16 protein-coding genes are annotated in these 17639 nt (G+C 59.1%); 8 read left to right on the forward strand and 8 right to left on the reverse strand.

Translation table 11 applies throughout. The features are described from left to right. Window positions 1-3 precede the first annotated feature (3 nt). The 3 genes from LPQ25_RS04315 to LPQ25_RS04325 all read right to left on the reverse strand — a co-directional run bounded on the left by LPQ25_RS04315 (window position 4) and on the right by LPQ25_RS04325 (window position 2567). Window positions 4-906, reverse strand: a complete 903-nt coding sequence (locus LPQ25_RS04315; RefSeq protein WP_002915996.1) for a carbohydrate ABC transporter permease — start codon at window positions 904-906, stop codon at window positions 4-6. Further along, a complete protein-coding gene (locus LPQ25_RS04320; RefSeq protein ID WP_002915995.1) occupies window positions 899-1789 on the reverse strand; it encodes a carbohydrate ABC transporter permease in 891 nt (296 codons plus the stop codon). Before LPQ25_RS04320 ends, LPQ25_RS04315 begins: the two co-directional genes overlap by 8 nt. A 451-nt stretch (window positions 1790-2240) precedes the next feature. Beyond that, a complete protein-coding gene (locus LPQ25_RS04325) occupies window positions 2241-2567 on the reverse strand; it encodes a cupin domain-containing protein (protein ID WP_002915993.1) in 327 nt (108 codons plus the stop codon). Window positions 2568-2706: 139 nt separating this feature from the next. On the opposite strand from LPQ25_RS04325, the gene LPQ25_RS04330 reads away from it, so the two are divergent. Beyond that, window positions 2707-3420, forward strand: coding sequence for an aspartate/glutamate racemase (locus LPQ25_RS04330; RefSeq protein ID WP_014906969.1), 714 nt, complete (start codon window positions 2707-2709; stop codon window positions 3418-3420). Here LPQ25_RS04330 and LPQ25_RS04335 read toward each other — a convergent pair. Next, window positions 3386-4312, reverse strand: coding sequence for a LysR family transcriptional regulator (locus tag LPQ25_RS04335; protein WP_009308578.1), 927 nt, complete (start codon window positions 4310-4312; stop codon window positions 3386-3388). The genes LPQ25_RS04330 and LPQ25_RS04335 overlap by 35 nt on opposite strands. Before the next feature lie 136 nt (window positions 4313-4448). Here LPQ25_RS04335 and lysA point away from each other — a divergent pair, with 136 nt between their 5' ends. Continuing rightward, window positions 4449-5711 carry a diaminopimelate decarboxylase gene (gene lysA, locus LPQ25_RS04340; protein ID WP_002915990.1) on the forward strand — a complete coding sequence of 421 codons (1263 nt, stop codon included), beginning with the start codon at window positions 4449-4451 and terminating at the stop codon, window positions 5709-5711. On the opposite strand, the gene LPQ25_RS04345 is transcribed toward lysA, so the two are convergent. Continuing rightward, a complete protein-coding gene (locus LPQ25_RS04345; protein ID WP_004229436.1) occupies window positions 5704-6705 on the reverse strand; it encodes a LacI family DNA-binding transcriptional regulator in 1002 nt (333 codons plus the stop codon). The two genes, lysA and LPQ25_RS04345, sit on opposite strands and share 8 nt — an antisense overlap. A gap of 299 nt (window positions 6706-7004) precedes the next feature. Here LPQ25_RS04345 and LPQ25_RS04350 point away from each other — a divergent pair, with 299 nt between their 5' ends. The 4 genes from LPQ25_RS04350 to LPQ25_RS04365 all read left to right on the forward strand — a co-directional run bounded on the left by LPQ25_RS04350 (window position 7005) and on the right by LPQ25_RS04365 (window position 11094). Further along, window positions 7005-8342 carry a PTS sugar transporter subunit IIC gene (locus LPQ25_RS04350; protein ID WP_004174520.1) on the forward strand — a complete coding sequence of 446 codons (1338 nt, stop codon included), beginning with the start codon at window positions 7005-7007 and terminating at the stop codon, window positions 8340-8342. 7 nt (window positions 8343-8349) lie between these two features. Beyond that, the gene (locus LPQ25_RS04355) at window positions 8350-9777 is read left to right on the forward strand and encodes a glycoside hydrolase family 1 protein (RefSeq protein WP_004174521.1); all 1428 of its coding nucleotides are present in this window, start codon (window positions 8350-8352) and stop codon (window positions 9775-9777) included. Between the two features lie 67 nt (window positions 9778-9844). Beyond that, window positions 9845-10618 carry a GntR family transcriptional regulator gene (locus LPQ25_RS04360; protein WP_002915985.1) on the forward strand — a complete coding sequence of 258 codons (774 nt, stop codon included), beginning with the start codon at window positions 9845-9847 and terminating at the stop codon, window positions 10616-10618. Then, the gene (locus tag LPQ25_RS04365) at window positions 10615-11094 is read left to right on the forward strand and encodes a GNAT family N-acetyltransferase (RefSeq protein WP_014906970.1); all 480 of its coding nucleotides are present in this window, start codon (window positions 10615-10617) and stop codon (window positions 11092-11094) included. Before LPQ25_RS04360 ends, LPQ25_RS04365 begins: the two co-directional genes overlap by 4 nt. Here LPQ25_RS04365 and galR read toward each other — a convergent pair. After that, window positions 11055-12071: an HTH-type transcriptional regulator GalR gene (galR, locus tag LPQ25_RS04370; protein WP_002915981.1), complete on the reverse strand. Its 1017-nt coding sequence runs from the start codon at window positions 12069-12071 to the stop codon at window positions 11055-11057. The genes LPQ25_RS04365 and galR overlap by 40 nt on opposite strands. Window positions 12072-12691: 620 nt before the next feature. On the opposite strand from galR, the gene aas reads away from it, so the two are divergent. Together aas and lplT are read left to right on the forward strand one after the other, a co-directional pair. Further along, window positions 12692-14851 (forward strand): bifunctional acyl-ACP--phospholipid O-acyltransferase/long-chain-fatty-acid--ACP ligase, encoded by a 2160-nt coding sequence (aas, locus tag LPQ25_RS04380; protein ID WP_004149635.1) that lies wholly within the window; start codon window positions 12692-12694, stop codon window positions 14849-14851. Then, window positions 14844-16037 (forward strand): lysophospholipid transporter LplT, encoded by a 1194-nt coding sequence (gene lplT / locus LPQ25_RS04385; protein WP_014906972.1) that lies wholly within the window; start codon window positions 14844-14846, stop codon window positions 16035-16037. The genes aas and lplT overlap by 8 nt, the downstream gene beginning before the upstream one ends. Window positions 16038-16139: 102 nt before the next feature. Here lplT and LPQ25_RS04390 read toward each other — a convergent pair whose 3' ends face one another. Together LPQ25_RS04390 and LPQ25_RS04395 are read right to left on the reverse strand one after the other, a co-directional pair. Beyond that, window positions 16140-17180 (reverse strand): NADP(H)-dependent aldo-keto reductase, encoded by a 1041-nt coding sequence (locus LPQ25_RS04390; RefSeq protein ID WP_234599499.1) that lies wholly within the window; start codon window positions 17178-17180, stop codon window positions 16140-16142. A gap of 220 nt (window positions 17181-17400) precedes the next feature. Beyond that, the gene (locus tag LPQ25_RS04395) at window positions 17401-17619 is read right to left on the reverse strand and encodes a YgdI/YgdR family lipoprotein (RefSeq protein WP_002915974.1); all 219 of its coding nucleotides are present in this window, start codon (window positions 17617-17619) and stop codon (window positions 17401-17403) included. Window positions 17620-17639: the final 20 nt, after the last annotated feature.

A 17639-nucleotide genomic window follows, 5' to 3' on the forward strand; every position in this document is an offset into this window, starting at 1 on the left:
CTCTTAACCTTTGATTCCGCTGCTGGTCACGCCCTGCACGAAGTAGCGTTGAGCCAGGAAGAAGACAATGATGGACGGCAGAATGGAGATGCTCGCCATTGCCAGAATTTCGTTCCACGGCGCGCCTTCCGTGACGTCGATAGACATTTTTAGCGCCAGCGCGATGGGATACTTATCGACGCTGTAGACGTAGATCAGCGGACCGATAAAGTCGTTCATCGACCACATAAACTGGAACAGCGCCACCGAGATAATGGCCGGCTTGAGGATCGGCACCACCACATACCACAGCACCTGGATGGAGTTGCAGCCGTCGATCTGCGCCGCCTCTTCCATATCGCGCGGCACGCCGCGCAGAAACTGGATCAGCATGAAGACGAAGAATCCCTGGGTGGCGAAGGCCAGCGGCAGGTACAGCGGCAGATAGCTGTTCAGCATCCCCATTTCGCGGAACATCAGGTACTGCGGGATCAGCAGGACGGTGCTCGGCAGCAGCATGGTGGTGATAAGCGTTGCGAACCAGAACTTCTTCCACGGGATCTCAAAGCGTGCGAAGCCGTACGCCACGATGGTGGAGGAAATGATCGTTAACACCACTTTCGGGATCACATACTTAAAGGTGTTCAGCATATAGTGGCCGAAATGGTATTCGGTGCCGGTCTTCCAGCCGTTGATAAACCCGTCCCAGGTGGCGTGGGCAGGCCACAGCCCGAGGGTGGTGAAGATCTCATGGTTCGGCTTGAACGAGGCGGAGAACATCCACGCCAGCGGGTAGAGCATCAGCAGGCCGACGAATATCAGCACGACGTAGCGCACCACCCGGCTCACCTTTTCCCGGCGTAGCGTACGGGCGACCTCACGATCGGCGTCGCTCATCACCGGCGCCATCTGTTGAATATCAGCCATTTTTGCCTCCCTTATCGGCGGAGTAGAAGACCCAGTATTTCGATGACTTAAAGGCGATCGACGCAAAGACCGCCACGACGAGGAACAGCACCCACGCCAGCGCGGCGCCATAGCCCATGTCGAAGTACTTAAAGGCGGTATCGTAGATATAGAGTGAGAACAGGTAGGTGTAATAGGTCGGACCGCCGCCGGTTATCACGTACGGGCCGGTAAACTCCTGGAACGCCTGGGTGGTCTGCATAATAAAGTTGAAGAAAATCACCGGGGTGATCAGCGGCACGGTGACCTTCATGAACATCTGCCACTTTGAGGCGCCGTCAATCATTGCCGCCTCATACTGCGACTGCGGAACGTTCTGCAGCGCGGCGAGGAAGATGACCATCGCGGAGCCAAACTGCCAGACGCGCAGCAGGGTGACCGACATCAGCGCCAGGGAGGGTTCCCCCAGCCAGTTGATGGCATCGATGCCAAAGACGGCGAGAAAACTGTTCAGCAGGCCGTCAATGGCGAACAGGGCGCGCCACAGCACGGCAATCGCCACCGAGCTGCCAAGGATCGACGGGATGTAATAGGCGGTGCGGAAAAAGCCGATGCCGCGCAGTTTGAAATTGAGCACAAAAGCAATGCCGAGGGCGAAAGCCAGTTTTAAGGGGATGGTTAAAAAGACGTAGGCAAAGGTCACCCCCATCGATTTCCAGAACAGGCTATCCTCGGTCAACATATAGCGATAGTTTTCGATGCCGTTAAATACCGGCGGGCTCATCAAGTCGTACTCGGTAAAACTGAGAAAGAAAGATGAAACAAAGGGAAAAGCGGTAAAGACGATCAGCCCGATGATATAGGGCGATATCCATGCCAATCCCAGCAGCTTGTTTTCATTCATACATACCTACCTGGCTTACGAGTTGTAATACGGATCCGGTGACGCCGCGCTGTCGGCCTTTTACGCCTGACAACGCAAAAATGTCTGAACGCTTCCTCTGCTTAACATGTCCTTGTTAATTAATGGGTTATTCTTTAACTGGTCTAGCAGGTAAGGGCTGGCAGCCCTTTTTTTATGCTGAACTGTTTTTTATAAAACACCGTTTTAATTTCATTTTATTGCGATTTGTTTCTGCGTCATGCAGATCAGGATGGAAATGTGATCAAAGTCGAAACGATGTTTCAAAAAGGTGAGGTGGTAAGCATTTTGGCCGTAAAGGGCGCCTGAAAGAAATGAAAAATTAGGCTTAACTGAGCGGGAAATATAATTACCAGGATAATGATTGTGGCCGCATCTTTTTATTGAAGGGCGCCGGGCAGTAACCGGGGACGGCGAACGCCCCCGTTATGGATTAGCCTTCAAGAAAATCTTCGCGAATGGGAGTAAAGGTATCGAGCAGCGTGCCGGGCTGCAGGCAGACGCAGCCGTGCATAATCCCCGGCCGCTTATACAACGTATCGCCGGCGCTGACGACGCGCGTCTCCTCGCCGATGGTGAACTCGAACTCGCCGGAAAGCACATAGGTGAGCTGTTCGTGAGGATGGTTATGCATCGGGCCGACGGCGCCGGCGGCAAAATTCACCTCCACGGCCATCATTTTGCCGTCGTGGGCCAGAATGCGGCGGGTTACGCCATTGCCGAGGTCTTCAAGGGTGGTGTCTTTATGAAAAATAAACATCGGGCGATCCTGTTGTTAAGGTGAAACATTGTTTCATTTAACTTATCCCACTCTTCATGAAAAAGAAATACGCGGCCAGAGAAGTGGAAAGTTGATCACAAGTTTGCTTCACTGGCAGAAACGACATAAGGAGCAGAAGATGAAAACCATTGGCCTGTTAGGCGGCATGAGCTGGGAGTCCACGATCCCCTATTATCGGTTGATCAATGAGGGCGTTAAGGCGCGACTGGGCGGCCTGCACTCTGCCAGCCTGGTGCTGCACAGCGTCGATTTTCACGACATCGAAGCCTGCCAGTCCGCCGGCGACTGGGATCGCGCCGGGGAGATCCTTGCTGAGGCCGCGGTCGGGCTGCAGCAGGCGGGGGCCGAAGGCATTGTCCTGTGCACCAACACTATGCATAAAGTCGCAGATGTCATCGCCGCCCGCTGCCAGGTTCCCTTCCTGCATATTGCCGATGCCACCGGACGGGCGATTGCCGCCAAAGGTCAGCGCCGGGTCGCGCTGCTGGGCACCCGCTATACCATGGAGCAGACCTTTTACCGCGGTCGTCTGCAGGAGCAGTTTGCCATCGAGACGCTGATCCCTGAGGCTGACGATCGGGCGCAGATCAATCAGATCATCTTCGACGAACTTTGTCTCGGCACCTTCAGCGAGGCGTCGCGGGATTATTATCTGCAGACGATCGCCGCCCTGGCGGAGCAGGGGGCGGAAGGGGTTATTTTCGGCTGTACGGAGATTGGCCTGCTGGTGCCTGCCGAGCTCAGTCCGCTGCCGGTCTTTGACACCGCGGCGATCCACGCGGAAGACGCGGTCAACTTTATGCTCTCTGCAGGACCGACGCCAGCGGCGTGAGGATCTGCGGCAGACTCTGCTGCAGGTGGGCAACAAAGGCGTCGACCAGCGCCGAGCGCGGGCGGTGGAGAGGGCGGATCAGGCTGACGGTAAACGGCACCTCGACGCTGAAGCGGCGCACCACCACGCCGCTATCGGCATAGTCCAGGGCGGTTAACGGATTCACCACCGAGATCCCGGCGCCGGCGCGCACCATGGCGCAGATCGAGGCCGCGCTGTGGGTTTCGACCACCATCCGCCGTTTAACCTGATGCTCAAGGAACAGGGCGTCGAGCAGCTGGCGATAGCTGTCGGTGCGCGACAGGCTGATGTAGTTTTCGCCCTGAAAATCGGCGGGGGTCAGCGTCGCCTGCGCCGCCAGCGGATGGCCGGCGGGCAGCACGCAGACTTCATTCAGCGTCAGCAGCGGGGTGCGTTCGGTGCCCGCGGGGGTATGCAGGGTCTCCGTCAGGCCAAGGTCATGGCGCTGGGCGGAGAGCCACTCCTCCAGCAGCGGCGACTCCTGGGGGACGATCTGCAGGCTGACCTCCGGATAGCGAGAGAGAAACGGCGGCAACAGCAGCGGCAGAAAGGACTGGGAAAACACCGGCAGACAGGCGATCGACAGCTCGCCCTGGCGGAACTCGCGCAGGCTCTCGGCGGCGCTGACGATACGGTCCAGGCCATACCAGGAGCGCTGAACCTCCTCAAACAAACGCAGGCCCTGCACCGTCGGCTGCAGGCGACCGCGGGTCCGCTCAAACAGCTGCAGGCCGAGCACCTTCTCAAAGCGCGCCAGCTCGCGACTGACCGTGGGTTGCGAGGTGTGCAGCATCCGCGCCGCTTCGGTCAGGTTGCCGGTGGTCATCACCGCGTGAAAGATTTCGATATGACGCAAATTGACGGCTGGCATGCGGTCTCCGTGAGGCTCGGCTGGAACCATATCATTTTTGCATAGAGTCGCGATAAAACGATATTTTTTATTCGTCTGTCACTGTGGCGTAATCAGAAAAAACAGCGACCAACACACGCACTGCACCGGAGTTCTTATGCCACACTCGCTTTACGCCACCGATACTGACCTGACCGCGGACAACCTGCTGCGCCTGCCGGCGGAATTTGGCTGCCCGGTCTGGGTCTATGATGCGCAGATTATTCGCCGCCAGATAGCCCAGCTCAGCCAGTTCGACGTGGTGCGTTTTGCGCAAAAAGCCTGCTCTAACATTCATATTCTGCGTCTGATGCGTGAGCAGGGGGTGAAGGTGGACTCGGTGTCGCTGGGGGAGATCGAGCGGGCGCTGGCGGCAGGCTACGATCCGCAGCAGAATCCCGAGGATATCGTCTTCACCGCCGATCTGATCGACGACGCCACCCTCGATAGGGTGAAGGCGTTACAGATCCCGGTGAACGCCGGCTCGATCGACATGCTGAGCCAGCTGGGCGAGGTGTCGCCGGGCCATCGCGTCTGGCTGCGCGTCAACCCGGGCTTTGGCCACGGCCACAGCCAGAAAACCAATACCGGCGGTGAGAATAGCAAGCATGGCATCTGGTACAGCCACCTGCCGGCGGCGCTGGAAGTGATGCGACGCTATCAGCTGCAGCTGGTCGGGATCCATATGCATATCGGCTCTGGCGTTGACTATGGTCACCTGGAGCAGGTGTGCGGCGCGATGGTGCGCCAGGTCGTCGACTTTGGCCAGGATCTGCAGGCCATCTCCGCCGGCGGCGGTCTGTCGATTCCTTACCGCGAAGGTGAAGAGGCCATCGACACCGCCCACTATTATGGCCTGTGGAACCGCGCCCGGGAGCAGATCGCGGCCCATCTGGGGCACCCGGTGAAACTGGAGATTGAGCCAGGACGCTTCCTGGTGGCCGAGTCCGGCGTGCTGGTGTCGCAGGTGCGCAGCGTGAAAGAGATGGGCAGCCGTCACTTCGTGCTGATTGACGCCGGCTTTAACGACCTGATGCGCCCGGCAATGTACGGTAGCTATCACCATATCACCGCTCTGGCGGGGGATGGCCGGGATCTCAGCGCCGCGCCGCAGGTCGAAACCGTGGTGGCCGGGCCGCTGTGCGAATCCGGGGATGTCTTTACCCAGCAGGAGGGGGGCAAAGTCGAGACCCGCCTGCTGCCGGCGGTGGCGCCTGGGGATTATCTGGTGCTCCATGACACCGGCGCCTACGGGGCTTCGATGTCGTCCAACTATAACAGCCGTCCGCTGCTGCCGGAGGTGCTGTTTGATGGCGGTAAGGCGCGGCTGATCCGCCGTCGCCAGACCATCCAGGAGCTGCTGGCCTTAGAGCTTATTTAAAAAAAGGTCCCGTCGTCACCGACTCGCGAAGCACCAGCGTGCCGGTAAACGGCGGGATCGTTTCTATCGGCTGCTGATTGGCAAGCTTGATCGCCTGGTCGATAGCCGTAGTGATCATGTTGTCGATCGGCAGATAAACCGTCGACAGCCCCGGCTCCAGCCATTTCGCGCTTGGCGCATCGTCGAAGCCAAACAGCGACACATCCTGTGGAATACGCAGCCCCGCCTGATGCAGCGCCTTTGACGCCCCCAGCGCCATATCATCGTTACAGGAAAACAGCGCGCTGAAGCGGGCTTTCTCGTCCAGCAGTTCCCGGCACAGTTCGTAGCCGCGAGTCATCGTCGAGTCCCCATACTTCACCCGGCTCGGATCCCACTCAATACCATGTTTTATCAGCGCGTTGCGGTAGCCCTGCAGGCGAGCCTGGCCGGTAGGGGTATGCATCGGGACGGTGATGCAGGCGATATCGCGGTGGCCCTGGGTAATCAGATACTCCACGGCCTGGAAGGCGGCTTCCTGCTGTTCGAAGAACACGCAGCGTTCGCGGGCCTGCGCCACATCGCGGTTAATCACCACCAGCGGCATGGCGATCGAGTTAATCAGCGACATGATCGCCTTCTCGCTCATGTGCCGGGTATAGAGGATGATCGCATCGCACTGCCGGTCGGCGAGCATCTGCACCGCTTCCTCTTCGCGCTCCGGCGTATCATGGCCGTCGGTGACGATAAGCTGCTTTCCCCAGGCTTCGGTCTGGCGTGACGCCTGCTGCAGCAGACGGCCAAAGTAAAAGCCGTCAAAGGTGGAGACGACCAGCCCGATACTATTGCTGGTCTGATTGGCCAGCGAGCGGGCAAGGAAATTGGGCCGGTAGCCCAGCTCTTCCATCGCTTTAAAGACCTGTTGGCGGGTGCTCTCTTTCACCTGACCTGTGCCGTTCAACACGCGGGAAACCGTCGCTTTCGAGACGCCTGCGCGAATTGAGACATCCAGCATTGTAGCCATTCATCGATTCCTGATTTCACGTGGTAAAGCGCAGTTTATCACAGACCGAAAAGGGACATATCGACGGGGCGGGGCGGAAAAACCATCGCGATCACGCTTTTGGCAGGAACTGACGAGCCGACAGACTCTGGTATGCCAATGTCGATTTTATCGGATATTTGGGATACCACTGTGCGCGTTGCGAGCGCTGTCACAGAACTATTTTTGCCTGGCGACTATGTTTTGGTATGCCAAAAGTCTCTGGCTGTTCACCTGGCCGCAATAAGCCCTTTACACTGAGGTACTCTTTTATGGCATTACAGGACAAACTGATCGACGCGCTGGGGCGTTTCGCGACGACATTCAACAGCTATCGCTACATTATGGCGATCAAATCGGCGTTTATTACCCTGATGCCGGTGATCATCGTCGGGGCCTTTTCGGTGCTGATCTCCAATATGGTGCTGGATCCGAAGAATGGGCTCGCCAGCTTTTCCTCGCTCTCCTTTCTTGCGGCGCTGAAGCCGATCACCAGCGCGCTAAACTACGCTACGCTCAACTTCCTCAATATCGGCGCCGTGTTTCTGATCGGTATTGAGCTGGGGCGGATCAACGGCATCAAAAGCCTGTTTCCCGGCCTGTTGGCGGTGATCTGCTTTATCTGCGTCACGCCGACCACGGTAGAGATGATGGTCGATGGCCAGATGCACGTGGTGAAAGATGTCCTGCTGCGCCAGTTTTCCGATACCCGCAGTCTGTTCCTTGGGATGTTCATCGCCATTCTGTCAGTGGAGATTTACTGCTGGCTGGAAGGGCGCAAGGGACTGAAGATCAAAATGCCGGATACCGTGCCGCCGAACGTCTCTGCCTCTTTTTCCGCGCTGATCCCGGCGATCATCACCACCACCGCGATCGCCACCTTTGGTTTTCTCTTTCACCAGCTGACGGGAATGTATCTCTACGATGCGGTCTACCAGGTGGTGCAGCAGCCGCTGGAGCGGGTGGTGCAGAGCCTGCCGGGGATCCTGCTGCTGATGTTCGTCGCCCAGCTGTTCTGGGTGATCGGCATTCACGGCAACCAGATGATCAAGCCGATCCGCGAGCCGCTGCTGCTGGGAGCGATCACCGTCAATATGAGCGCTTTTGAGCAGGGGAAAGAGGTACCGAACATCATCACGATGCCCTTCTGGGATGTCTACATGAGCATCGGCGGCTCGGGGCTGACCATCGGCCTGCTGATTGCGGTGATGATCGCCACCAGGCGCAAAGAGATGAAAGAGATCGCCAAGCTGTCGATAGGCCCGGGGCTGTTCAATATTAACGAGCCGGTGATCTTCGGGATGCCGATCATGCTTAACCCGATCCTCGCCATCCCGTTTATCATCACCCCGCTGGTGACCGGCAGCATCGGCTATTTCGCCACCCTGACCGGCTTCGCCGGCAAGGCGGTGGTGATGGTCCCCTGGACCACGCCGCCGCTGATCAACGCCTGGCTCTCCACCGCCGGCTCGATGGGGGCGGTGGTGACCCAGCTTATCTGCATCGTCGTCGCAGTGCTTATCTATCTGCCTTTCGTCAAAATCGCCTCCCGCCGTGCCGATGCCGCGCAGCGTCAGGTAGACAATCAACAAACCGCCAACCCTGTCTGAGGAGCCTATGACTACCGTACGGATGACAATTCCCGATGATTTTATCCTTGGCGCGGCGGCTTCCGCCTGGCAGACCGAAGGCTGGAGCGGGAAAAAACCAGGGCAGGACTCCTGGCCCGATCTCTGGTACAAAAACGATCGCCACGTCTGGCATAACGGCTATGGCCCGGCGGTGGCCACCGATTTTATCAACCGCTTTCAGGAAGATGTGCAGCTGATGAAGCTGGCCGGGCTGACCCACTACCGCACCTCAATCAACTGGTCGCGCTTTCTGACCGACTACGAAAACGTCACGGTGGATGAGGAGTATGCGGCCTATTACGACCAGCTGTTCGATGCGCTGCTGGCCAACGGCATCACGCCGATGATCTGCCTTGAGCATTATGAATTGCCCGGCTATCTGCTGGAAAAGTATGGCGGCTGGGGGTCGAAAACGGTGGTTGAGCTGTTTGTGCGCTACGCGGAGAAGGTGTTTGCCCGCTACCACCCGAAGGTGACGCGCTGGTTTACCTTTAATGAGCCAATTGTGGTGCAGACCCGGGTCTATCTGGATGCTCTGCGCTGGCCCTATGAGCAGAACACCAGCACCTGGATGCAGTGGAACTATCATAAGGTGCTGGCGACCGCCAGCGTCGTGAAGCGGTTTCGCGAGCTCGGCTATCCCGGGACCGTCGGCTGCATCCTCAATCCGGAGGTGACCTACCCACGCTCACGCGCCCCCCATGACCTGCGCGCGGCGGAGATCTACGATCTGTTCTACAACCGCATGTTCCTCGACCCGCTGGTGCACGGCGTCTGGCCGCCGGAGCTTCTCGCGCTGCTTGAGCAGCATCAGGTGACGTGGGAGACCAGCGAGGAGGATCTGGCGGTTATCCGCGAGCACACCGTCGATGAGCTGGGGATTAATCTTTACTACCCGCACCGGGTCAAAGCCCCGTCGCGGGCCTGGCATCCGCACACCCCGTTCCATCCGGCCTGGTATTATGAGCCGTTTGAGCTGCCCGGCCGGCGGATGAACGCCTCCCGCGGCTGGGAAATCTACCCGCAAATCATCTTTGATATGGCGATGCGGATAAAAAATGACTATCGCAACATCCCGTGGTTCGTGGCGGAGAGCGGGATGGGGGTGGAAAACGAAGGCCAGTTCCGTAACCGCGAAGGCGTCATCGATGACAGCTACCGCATTCGTTTTATCAGCGAACATCTGTGGCACACCCTGCGCGCCCGCGAGGCAGGGGCCAACTGCCAGGGCTATATGCTGTGGGCGTTTACCGACAACGTATCGCCGATGAACGCCTTTAAAAACCGCTACGGGCTTATCGAAATCGATCTGCAAAACCATCGCGCCCGGCGACCCAAAGCCTCGGCGCACTGGTTTCGTCAACTGGGCGAACGGCGTGAACTGGTGCTGGATATCGATGATGAATACCGCTAGCCGGGGGCAATATTTGCTAAGATAGCGGCGTATTTGACTCGCAGGCATGTAACGCACAGGTGATTTTGTGGAAAAAGCGATAGTTCCGCCGGAAAAGAAGCCCTATCAGGAGATTGGTGATGACCTGCGCGCCCAGATCGCGCAGGGGCGCTACCCGGTCGGGTCGCGTTTGCCGCCGGAACGCCATATTGCCGAAACCTATGGCGTCAGCCGGACCATCGTGCGCGAAGCGCTGCTGATGCTGGAGCTGCAGGGGACGGTGGATATTCGTCAGGGATCCGGGGTGTATGTCATGCGCATTCCCCACGAGAACGACAGCGAAGAGGAGCAGCTGCTCAGCAGCGACGTCGGCCCGTTTGAAATTCTCCAGGCGCGCCAGCTGCTGGAGAGCAACATCGCCGCCTTTGCCGCGAAAATGGCCACCCGCGCCGATATCGACAATCTGAAGCGGATTATTGAACAGGAGCAGCGGGCAATCGCTCTCAACGACACCGCGCAGGATAACGCTCGTCTGTTCCATCTGGTGCTCGCCGGGGCGACGCAGAACCAGATGCTGTTGGCGACGGTAGAGCGGATCTGGCTGCAGATGGACAGCAGCCCGCTGTGGCAGCAGTTCAATGTGCATATTGCCAGCCGCGCCTGGCGGCTGAAATGGCTCGGCGACCGGCAGACCCTGCTCGCCGCGCTGCGGCGTCGCGATGTGATGGGCGCCTGGCAGGCGATGTGGCAGCATCTGGAAAACGTCAAAAACAGCCTGCTGGAGCTGTCCGATGAGGACGCCCCCGACTTTGACGGCTATCTGTTCGACTCAGTGCCGATTTTTCAGGGGAAGCTGGTATGACGATCCTGCCGCTGTACGCTGCGCCGCAGTACGCCCCGCAGGTGACCGACTGGCTGTGGCAGGCCTTTGGCGGCGAGACGCTGCCGCGGCAATTCTTCGCCAGCATTGTGCAGCATAGCCAGACGGCGGAGGCGCTGCCGTTGACCTTTATTGCCGTGGAAGGCGAGCTGTTGCTCGGCACGATTGGCCTCTGGCGCTGCGATTTGATCAGCCGCCAGGATCTGTTTCCCTGGCTGGCGGCGCTGTACGTCGCGCCCGCCGCCCGCGGTCAGGGGCTGGCCGGAAAACTGCAGCGGCATGTGATCGATTATGCCCGCCGCGCGGGCTTTCGGGAGCTCTATCTCTACTCCGCCTGCCGGGATTTCTATGAACGCTTCGGCTGGCGCTACATCGGCGAGGGGCTGGATTACCCGGCCACCGCCGTGCACCTCTATCGCTATGACTTATCGCCTTCCTGCGGGGCGACCACCGAGTGACGACGGACCAGCGTCGGGCTGAACAGATGGGTGATCTCCGGCGCCGGCCGCTGCTCCGCCAGGGCTAAAGCCAGCTCGGCCGCCTGGGTCGCCATCGTGACGATCGGATAGCGGACGGTAGTCAACCGCGGGCGGACATAGCGCGAAATCAGGACATCGTCGAAGCCAATCAGCGAAATCTCCCGCGGAACGTCGATGCCATTGTCATTCAGCACCCCCATCGCGCCGGCGGCCATCGAGTCGTTATAGCAGGCGACGGCGCTAAAGTGGCGGCCGCGGCCAAGCAGTTCGGTCATCGCCTGTTCGCCGCCGCTTTCATCCGGCTCGGCAAACGTGACCAGCCGGTCGTTGCACGGCAGGCCGCTCTCCTCCAGCGCCGCGTAGTACCCCTGCAGCCGATCTTCCGCATCGGAGATATCATGGTTTGAGCACAGATAGCCGATACGCGTGTGCCCCTGCTGGATCAAATGGCGGGTCGCCAGCCAGGCGCCGTAGCGGTCGTCCAGCGCCACGCAGCGGGTTTCATATCCGGGCAGGATGCGGTTGATCAGCACCATGCCGGGGATCTGTTTCATTAACCCCGCCAGTTCCTCATCGGGGATCATTTTGGCGTGCACCACCAGCGCCGCGCAGCGATGGCGGATCAGCTGCTCTATCGCCTGGCGCTCCTTCTGCACGTTGTGGTAGCCATTGCCAATCAGCAAAAAATTGCCGGTGCGGTAGGCCACCTGTTCGACGGCTTTGACCATCGCGCCGAAGAAGGGGTCGGAGACATCGCCCACCACCAGGCCGACGGTTTCCGTTGACTGCTGGGCCAGCGCCCGGGCGTTCGCGTTGGGGTGATAGTTCAGGGTTTCCATCGCCGCGCCCACGGACTGACGCGAGGCTTCGCTGGCTTTGGGAGAGTTGTTGATGACGCGGGAGACGGTAGCGACGGAGACTCCTGCGAGTCGGGCTACATCCTTAATAGTCGCCATACCATGCCTTTTCTAGGGTAAGCGTTTACATACTGCTATGTTACGGGAAAGAGCGGCAGATTCAAGGCGCGGCGGCGAAGGAATGGCGCAAATGTGATTCAGCGCGGGCTTATCGGTGACCTGTTTACATTGACGCGATCGGTAATTGAAACCGGCGCAGGGAAATACAAACCTTTGCTTACACTTTGCGATGCGCTGTTGCGAATGTTCGCTGGTTTGTTCGCGGATCCGGTTGATATTCTGGCTATCCCAGAGGTATTGATAGGTGGAGTCAACGTCACGTTGACCACTTTACTTACACCAGCCTGCGCAGATGCGCAGGTTTTTTTTTGCCCGCTATTGGCGTTGTTACAGATAGCGAAAATCGTAATACCTCGTTGCACTTAGGCTCACTCCCTTGCGTTTTCCCGCTGGCCCGTTACGGCCAAAAAACGTGACAATCGAGATCCCAGAGGTATTGATAGGTGAGTTTCTCAGGTACGCTCTTCGTACTGAACGTCTTACACCGACCTGCGCGGATGCGCAGGTTTTTTTTATTCCGAAAATCCCCCGCTGCACTGCTTTCCCATGCCTTCTCGTGTAACCTGCTTTGACTCATCAACCGGTCACATGGAGTTGTTATGCTTTTGGGATTTTTCAGACTGCTGTTCAAGGGGTTATACCGGGTCAGACTGACCGGCGACACGCAGGCTTTATACCAGCAAAAGGTCTTAATCACCCCGAACCACGTCTCTTTCCTCGACGGCATTCTGCTGGCGCTGTTTTTGCCGGTCCGACCGGTTTTTGCGGTCTATACCTCAATCAGCCAGCGCTGGTTTATGCGCGCGCTGACGCCGATTATCGATTTTGTGCCGCTGGACCCGACCAAGCCGATGTCGATCAAACATCTGGTGCGCCTGATTGAGCAGGGGCGGCCGGTGGTTATTTTCCCGGAAGGGCGAATTTCGGTCAGCGGCTCGCTGATGAAAATTTATGACGGCGCCGCCTTTGTCGCCGCCAAATCGCAGGCGACCATTGTGCCGCTGCGTATTGAAGGCGCCGAACTGACGCCCTTCAGCCGGTTGAAGGGGCTGGTGAAACGTCGCCTGTTCCCGCGTATTCAGCTGCATCTCCTGCCGCCCACCCATCTGCCGATGCCCGAGGCGCCGCGCGCCCGCGACCGGCGCAAAATCGCCGGGGAGATGCTGCATCAGATCATGATGGAAGCCCGGATGGCGGTGCGCCCGCGGGAAACCCTGTATGAGTCGCTGCTGGCGGCGCAGGACCGCTTCGGCGCGCGCAAACCCTGCGTGGAGGATATCAACTTCCAGCCGGATACCTATCGCAAGCTGCTGACCAAAACCCTGTTTGTCGCCCGCATTCTGGAAAAATACAGCCAGCCGGGCGAGAAGATCGGCCTGATGCTGCCTAACGCCGGCATCAGCGCGGCGGTGATTTTCGGCGCTATCGCCCGCGGGCGTATTCCGGCGATGATGAACTATACCGCCGGGGTGAAAGGGCTCAGCAGCGCGATAGCCGCCGCGGAGCTCAACACCATTTTCACCTCGCGCACCTTCCTCGATAAAGGCAAACTCTGGCACCTGCCGGAGCAACTGACCCAGGTGCGCTGGGTATTCCTGGAAGATCTTAAAGGCGATATCACCCTCGCTGACAAACTGTGGATTTTTGCTCATCTGCTGGCGCCGCGTCTGGCGCAGGTTAAGCAGCAGCCGGAAGACGCGGCGATGATCCTCTTCACCTCCGGTTCAGAGGGCAATCCGAAAGGGGTGGTGCACAGCCATAAGAGTCTGCTGTCCAACGTCGAGCAGATCAAAACTATCGCCGACTTTACCGCCAATGACCGCTTTATGTCGGCGCTGCCGCTGTTCCACTCTTTTGGCCTCACCGTCGGCCTGCTGACGCCGCTGCTTACCGGGGCGGAAGTGTTTCTCTATCCCAGCCCGCTGCACTATCGCGTGGTGCCGGAGCTGGTCTACGATCGCAACTGTACGGTGCTGTTCGGCACTTCGACCTTCCTCGCCAACTATGCCCGTTTCGCCAATCCGTACGATTTCTACCGCCTGCGCTACGTGGTCGCCGGGGCGGAGAAGCTGCAGGAGAGCACCAAACAGCTGTGGCAGGATAAATTCGGCCTGCGCATTCTCGAAGGCTATGGCGTGACCGAGTGCGCGCCGGTGGTCTCGATTAACGTGCCGATGGCGGCGAAGGTCGGCACCGTGGGCCGCATCCTGCCGGGGATGGACGCCCGCCTGCTGGCGATGCCAGGCATTGAGCAAGGGGGGCGGCTGCAGCTGAAAGGGCCGAACATCATGAAAGGCTACCTGCGGGTGGAAAACCCCGGCGTGCTGGAAGCGCCTGCGGCGGAAAACCAGCACGGCGAGATGGAAGCGGGCTGGTATGACACCGGGGATATCGTTACCTTCGACGAGCAGGGCTATGTCCGCATTCAGGGCCGCGCGAAGCGCTTCGCCAAAATCGCCGGCGAGATGATCTCCCTCGAGATGGTGGAGCAGGTGGCCCTCGGCGCGTCGCCGGACAAAATGCACGCCACGGCGATTAAACAGGACGCCAGCAAAGGCGAGGCGCTGGTGCTGTTTACCACCGATAATGAACTGACTCGTGAAGCCCTGCTGCGCTACGCTCGCCAGCACGGCGTACCGGAGCTGGCGGTGCCGCGAGATATACGCTGGCTGAAACAGCTACCGGTGCTCGGCAGCGGCAAGCCAGACTATGTCACCCTGAAAAATATGGTCGACGAGGCGGAAACAACCCATGAGTGAGTCAGTACATGCTAACCCTTCGCTGTACTCGAAAGGGATGGTGGCGGTGATCTGCGCCCAGTTCCTGTCGGCCTTCGGCGACAATGCGCTTCTTTTCGCCACCCTGGCGCTGATGAAGCAGCTCTATTATCCGGAGTGGAGCCAGCCGGTCCTGCAGATGTTGTTTGTGGGCGCTTACATCCTCTTTGCCCCCTTTGTCGGCCAGTTCGCCGATAGCTTTGCCAAAGGCCGGGTGATGATGGTGGCCAACGGCCTGAAACTGCTCGGCGCCGGCTGCATCTGCTTCGGCGTCAATCCGTTTATCGGCTATACGCTGGTGGGGATTGGCGCCGCCGCCTATTCGCCGGCCAAGTATGGCATTCTCGGCGAACTCACCACCGGCGATAAGTTAGTGAAGGCTAACGGACTGATGGAGTCCTCGACCATCGCGGCGATCCTGCTGGGCTCCATGGCCGGCGGGATCCTCGCCGACTGGCACGTGCTGGCGGCGCTGATCGTCTGCGCGCTGGTCTACGGCGGGGCGGTAGTGGCTAACCTGTGGATACCCAGGCTGCCGGCGGCGCGTCCGGGGCAGTCGTGGCGTTTTAAGCCAATGACGCACAGCTTCTTCAGCGCCTGCCGGACGCTGTGGCGCAACGGCGAAACCCGCTTTTCGCTGATGGGCACCAGCCTGTTCTGGGGCGCTGGCGTGACCCTGCGTTTCCTGCTGGTGATCTGGGTGCCGGTGGCGCTGGGCATTACCAGCAACGCCATGCCCACCTATCTTAATGCGATGGTAGCGGTGGGGATTGTGCTGGGTGCCGGGGCGGCGGCGAAGCTGGTGACCCTGGAGACGGTGTCGCGCTGTATGCCGGCCGGGATTTTGATCGGTATCGCGGTGATAGCCTTTGCGGTGCAGCAGTCGCTGCTGCCGGCGTTCGGTCTGCTGCTGCTGCTCGGGGTGTTCGGCGGGTTCTTTATCGTACCGCTGAACGCGCTGCTGCAGGAGCGTGGGAAACATTCGGTCGGGGCAGGTAACGCCATTGCGGTACAGAACCTCGGTGAGAACGTGGCGATGCTGCTGATGCTGGGGCTCTATTCCCTGGCGGTGAGCGTGGGCGTTCCACCGGTCGCCGTGGGGATAGGCTTTGGCGCGGTATTCGCCGTGGCCATCGCCGCGCTGTGGGTCTGGGGGCGGCGTAAATAACCTCCCGGCTTGCGCTGCGCTTGACTGGGCGATGGGGTCGCCAATATCTGCTCTTCGGTAGCCCGGGTAAGGCGTATACGCCTTACCCGGGGCTTTGCTTTCTTACGGCGCCGGGTAGGTATAAACCTGATGCACCGCCTCAATCTCCGCTAATACCTCTTCGCTCAGCTCAAGCTGCAAACTTTCCACGTTGGCCTGCAACTGCGTCATGGTCGTCGCCCCCAGCAGGGTGCTGGCGACAAACGGCTGCCGACGCACAAAGGCCAGCGCCATTTGCGCCGGATCGAGGCCGTGGCGTTTGGCGATATCCACATAGGCCGCTACCGCTTTCTGCGACTGCTCGCTGCTGTAGCGCGTAAAGCGGCTGAACAGCGTATTGCGCGCCCCCGCCGGCTTCGCACCGTTGAGATACTTGCCGGTCAGTGTGCCGAAAGCCAGGCAGGAGTATGCCAGCAGCTCCACGCCTTCGAACTGACTCACTTCCGCGAGGCCGACTTCAAAGCTGCGGTTCAGCAGGCTGTAAGGATTCTGAATCGTCACGATCCGCGGGAGGTCGTGCTTATCCGCCAGGTGCAGATAACGCATCACGCCGAAGGCGGTTTCGTTCGACACGCCGATGTAGCGGATCTTCCCGGCGCGCTGGAACTCGGTCAGCGCTTCGAGGGTATCCAGCAGCGTCACGGCGGGCGCGGCGTCGGCCCAGGTATAGCCCAGCTTGCCAAAGCAGTTGGTTGGCCGCTGCGGCCAGTGAACCTGATATAAATCGAGATAATCGGTCTGCAGCCGCTTCAGGCTGGCGTGCAGCGCCTCGCGGATATTATTGCGGTCCAGGACGTGATTGGGCCGAATGCTGCTGTCGTTATTGCGCGCGGGCCCGCTGACTTTCGAGGCGAGCACCAGCTTTTCGCGATTGCCGCGTTTCGCCAGCCAGTTGCCGACGTAGGTTTCAGTCAGCCCCTGGGTTTCCGGGCGCGGCGGGACCGGGTACATTTCAGCGACATCGATCAGGTTGATGCCGTTGGCAACCGCGTAATCGAGCTGCTGGTGGGCATCGGCCTCGCTATTCTGTTCGCCAAAAGTCATGGTTCCCAGCCCGAGGGTGCTGATTTCAAGAGAACTGTGTGGGATACGGTGATACTGCATAGCCAGCTTCCTTTTTATTTATAAGGTCAGGCATTCCCCGACAAAGGAGTATCAACATGGCAGAGGGTGAGAAAAAGAGGAAGTAAAAAATCAAAAAAGCCGGGTGACGAGGAGGGGCGGTGGGTGAAACCCGCGGCGTCCTGGTATATCCCGACTCTTCTCAAAAGACTGGTGGTCGGTAAGCGCAGCGTCAACAGAAGCTGGGGCCGACAGGGAAAGATTAACGCTTAATGATTTGCGAAACGTCGTCACGATTGATCTGCATTTTATTACCCTGCTGATCTTCGTAACTGATTAAACCGGTATCGTCATCCACGGTAGGTTTACCGTCGGTCAGGATCATTCGCCCATCTTTGGTCGCCATGACGTAATCGCTGCTGCAACCGGAAACCGAGAACGCCAGTCCTACGGCGGAAATCAATACTGCCCATTTCTTCATCGTCAACACCTCTTCAGTAG

The organism is Klebsiella sp. KPN54798, assembly GCF_021184225.1.
GTDB lineage: Bacteria > Pseudomonadota > Gammaproteobacteria > Enterobacterales > Enterobacteriaceae > Klebsiella > Klebsiella pneumoniae.

Coding starts and splice junctions, on each gene's coding strand:
- LPQ25_RS04315 (WP_002915996.1), bottom strand. CDS start 906: ATGGCTGATATTCAACAGATGGCGCCGGTGATGAGCGACGCCGATCGT.
- LPQ25_RS04320 (WP_002915995.1), bottom strand. CDS start 1,789: ATGAATGAAAACAAGCTGCTGGGATTGGCATGGATATCGCCCTATATC.
- LPQ25_RS04325 (WP_002915993.1), bottom strand. CDS start 2,567: ATGTTTATTTTTCATAAAGACACCACCCTTGAAGACCTCGGCAATGGC.
- LPQ25_RS04330 (WP_014906969.1), top strand. CDS start 2,707: ATGAAAACCATTGGCCTGTTAGGCGGCATGAGCTGGGAGTCCACGATC.
- LPQ25_RS04335 (WP_009308578.1), bottom strand. CDS start 4,312: ATGCCAGCCGTCAATTTGCGTCATATCGAAATCTTTCACGCGGTGATG.
- lysA (WP_002915990.1), top strand. CDS start 4,449: ATGCCACACTCGCTTTACGCCACCGATACTGACCTGACCGCGGACAAC.
- LPQ25_RS04345 (WP_004229436.1), bottom strand. CDS start 6,705: ATGCTGGATGTCTCAATTCGCGCAGGCGTCTCGAAAGCGACGGTTTCC.
- LPQ25_RS04350 (WP_004174520.1), top strand. CDS start 7,005: ATGGCATTACAGGACAAACTGATCGACGCGCTGGGGCGTTTCGCGACG.
- LPQ25_RS04355 (WP_004174521.1), top strand. CDS start 8,350: ATGACTACCGTACGGATGACAATTCCCGATGATTTTATCCTTGGCGCG.
- LPQ25_RS04365 (WP_014906970.1), top strand. CDS start 10,615: ATGACGATCCTGCCGCTGTACGCTGCGCCGCAGTACGCCCCGCAGGTG.
- galR (WP_002915981.1), bottom strand. CDS start 12,071: ATGGCGACTATTAAGGATGTAGCCCGACTCGCAGGAGTCTCCGTCGCT.
- aas (WP_004149635.1), top strand. CDS start 12,692: ATGCTTTTGGGATTTTTCAGACTGCTGTTCAAGGGGTTATACCGGGTC.
- lplT (WP_014906972.1), top strand. CDS start 14,844: ATGAGTGAGTCAGTACATGCTAACCCTTCGCTGTACTCGAAAGGGATG.
- LPQ25_RS04390 (WP_234599499.1), bottom strand. CDS start 17,180: ATGCAGTATCACCGTATCCCACACAGTTCTCTTGAAATCAGCACCCTC.
- LPQ25_RS04395 (WP_002915974.1), bottom strand. CDS start 17,619: ATGAAGAAATGGGCAGTATTGATTTCCGCCGTAGGACTGGCGTTCTCG.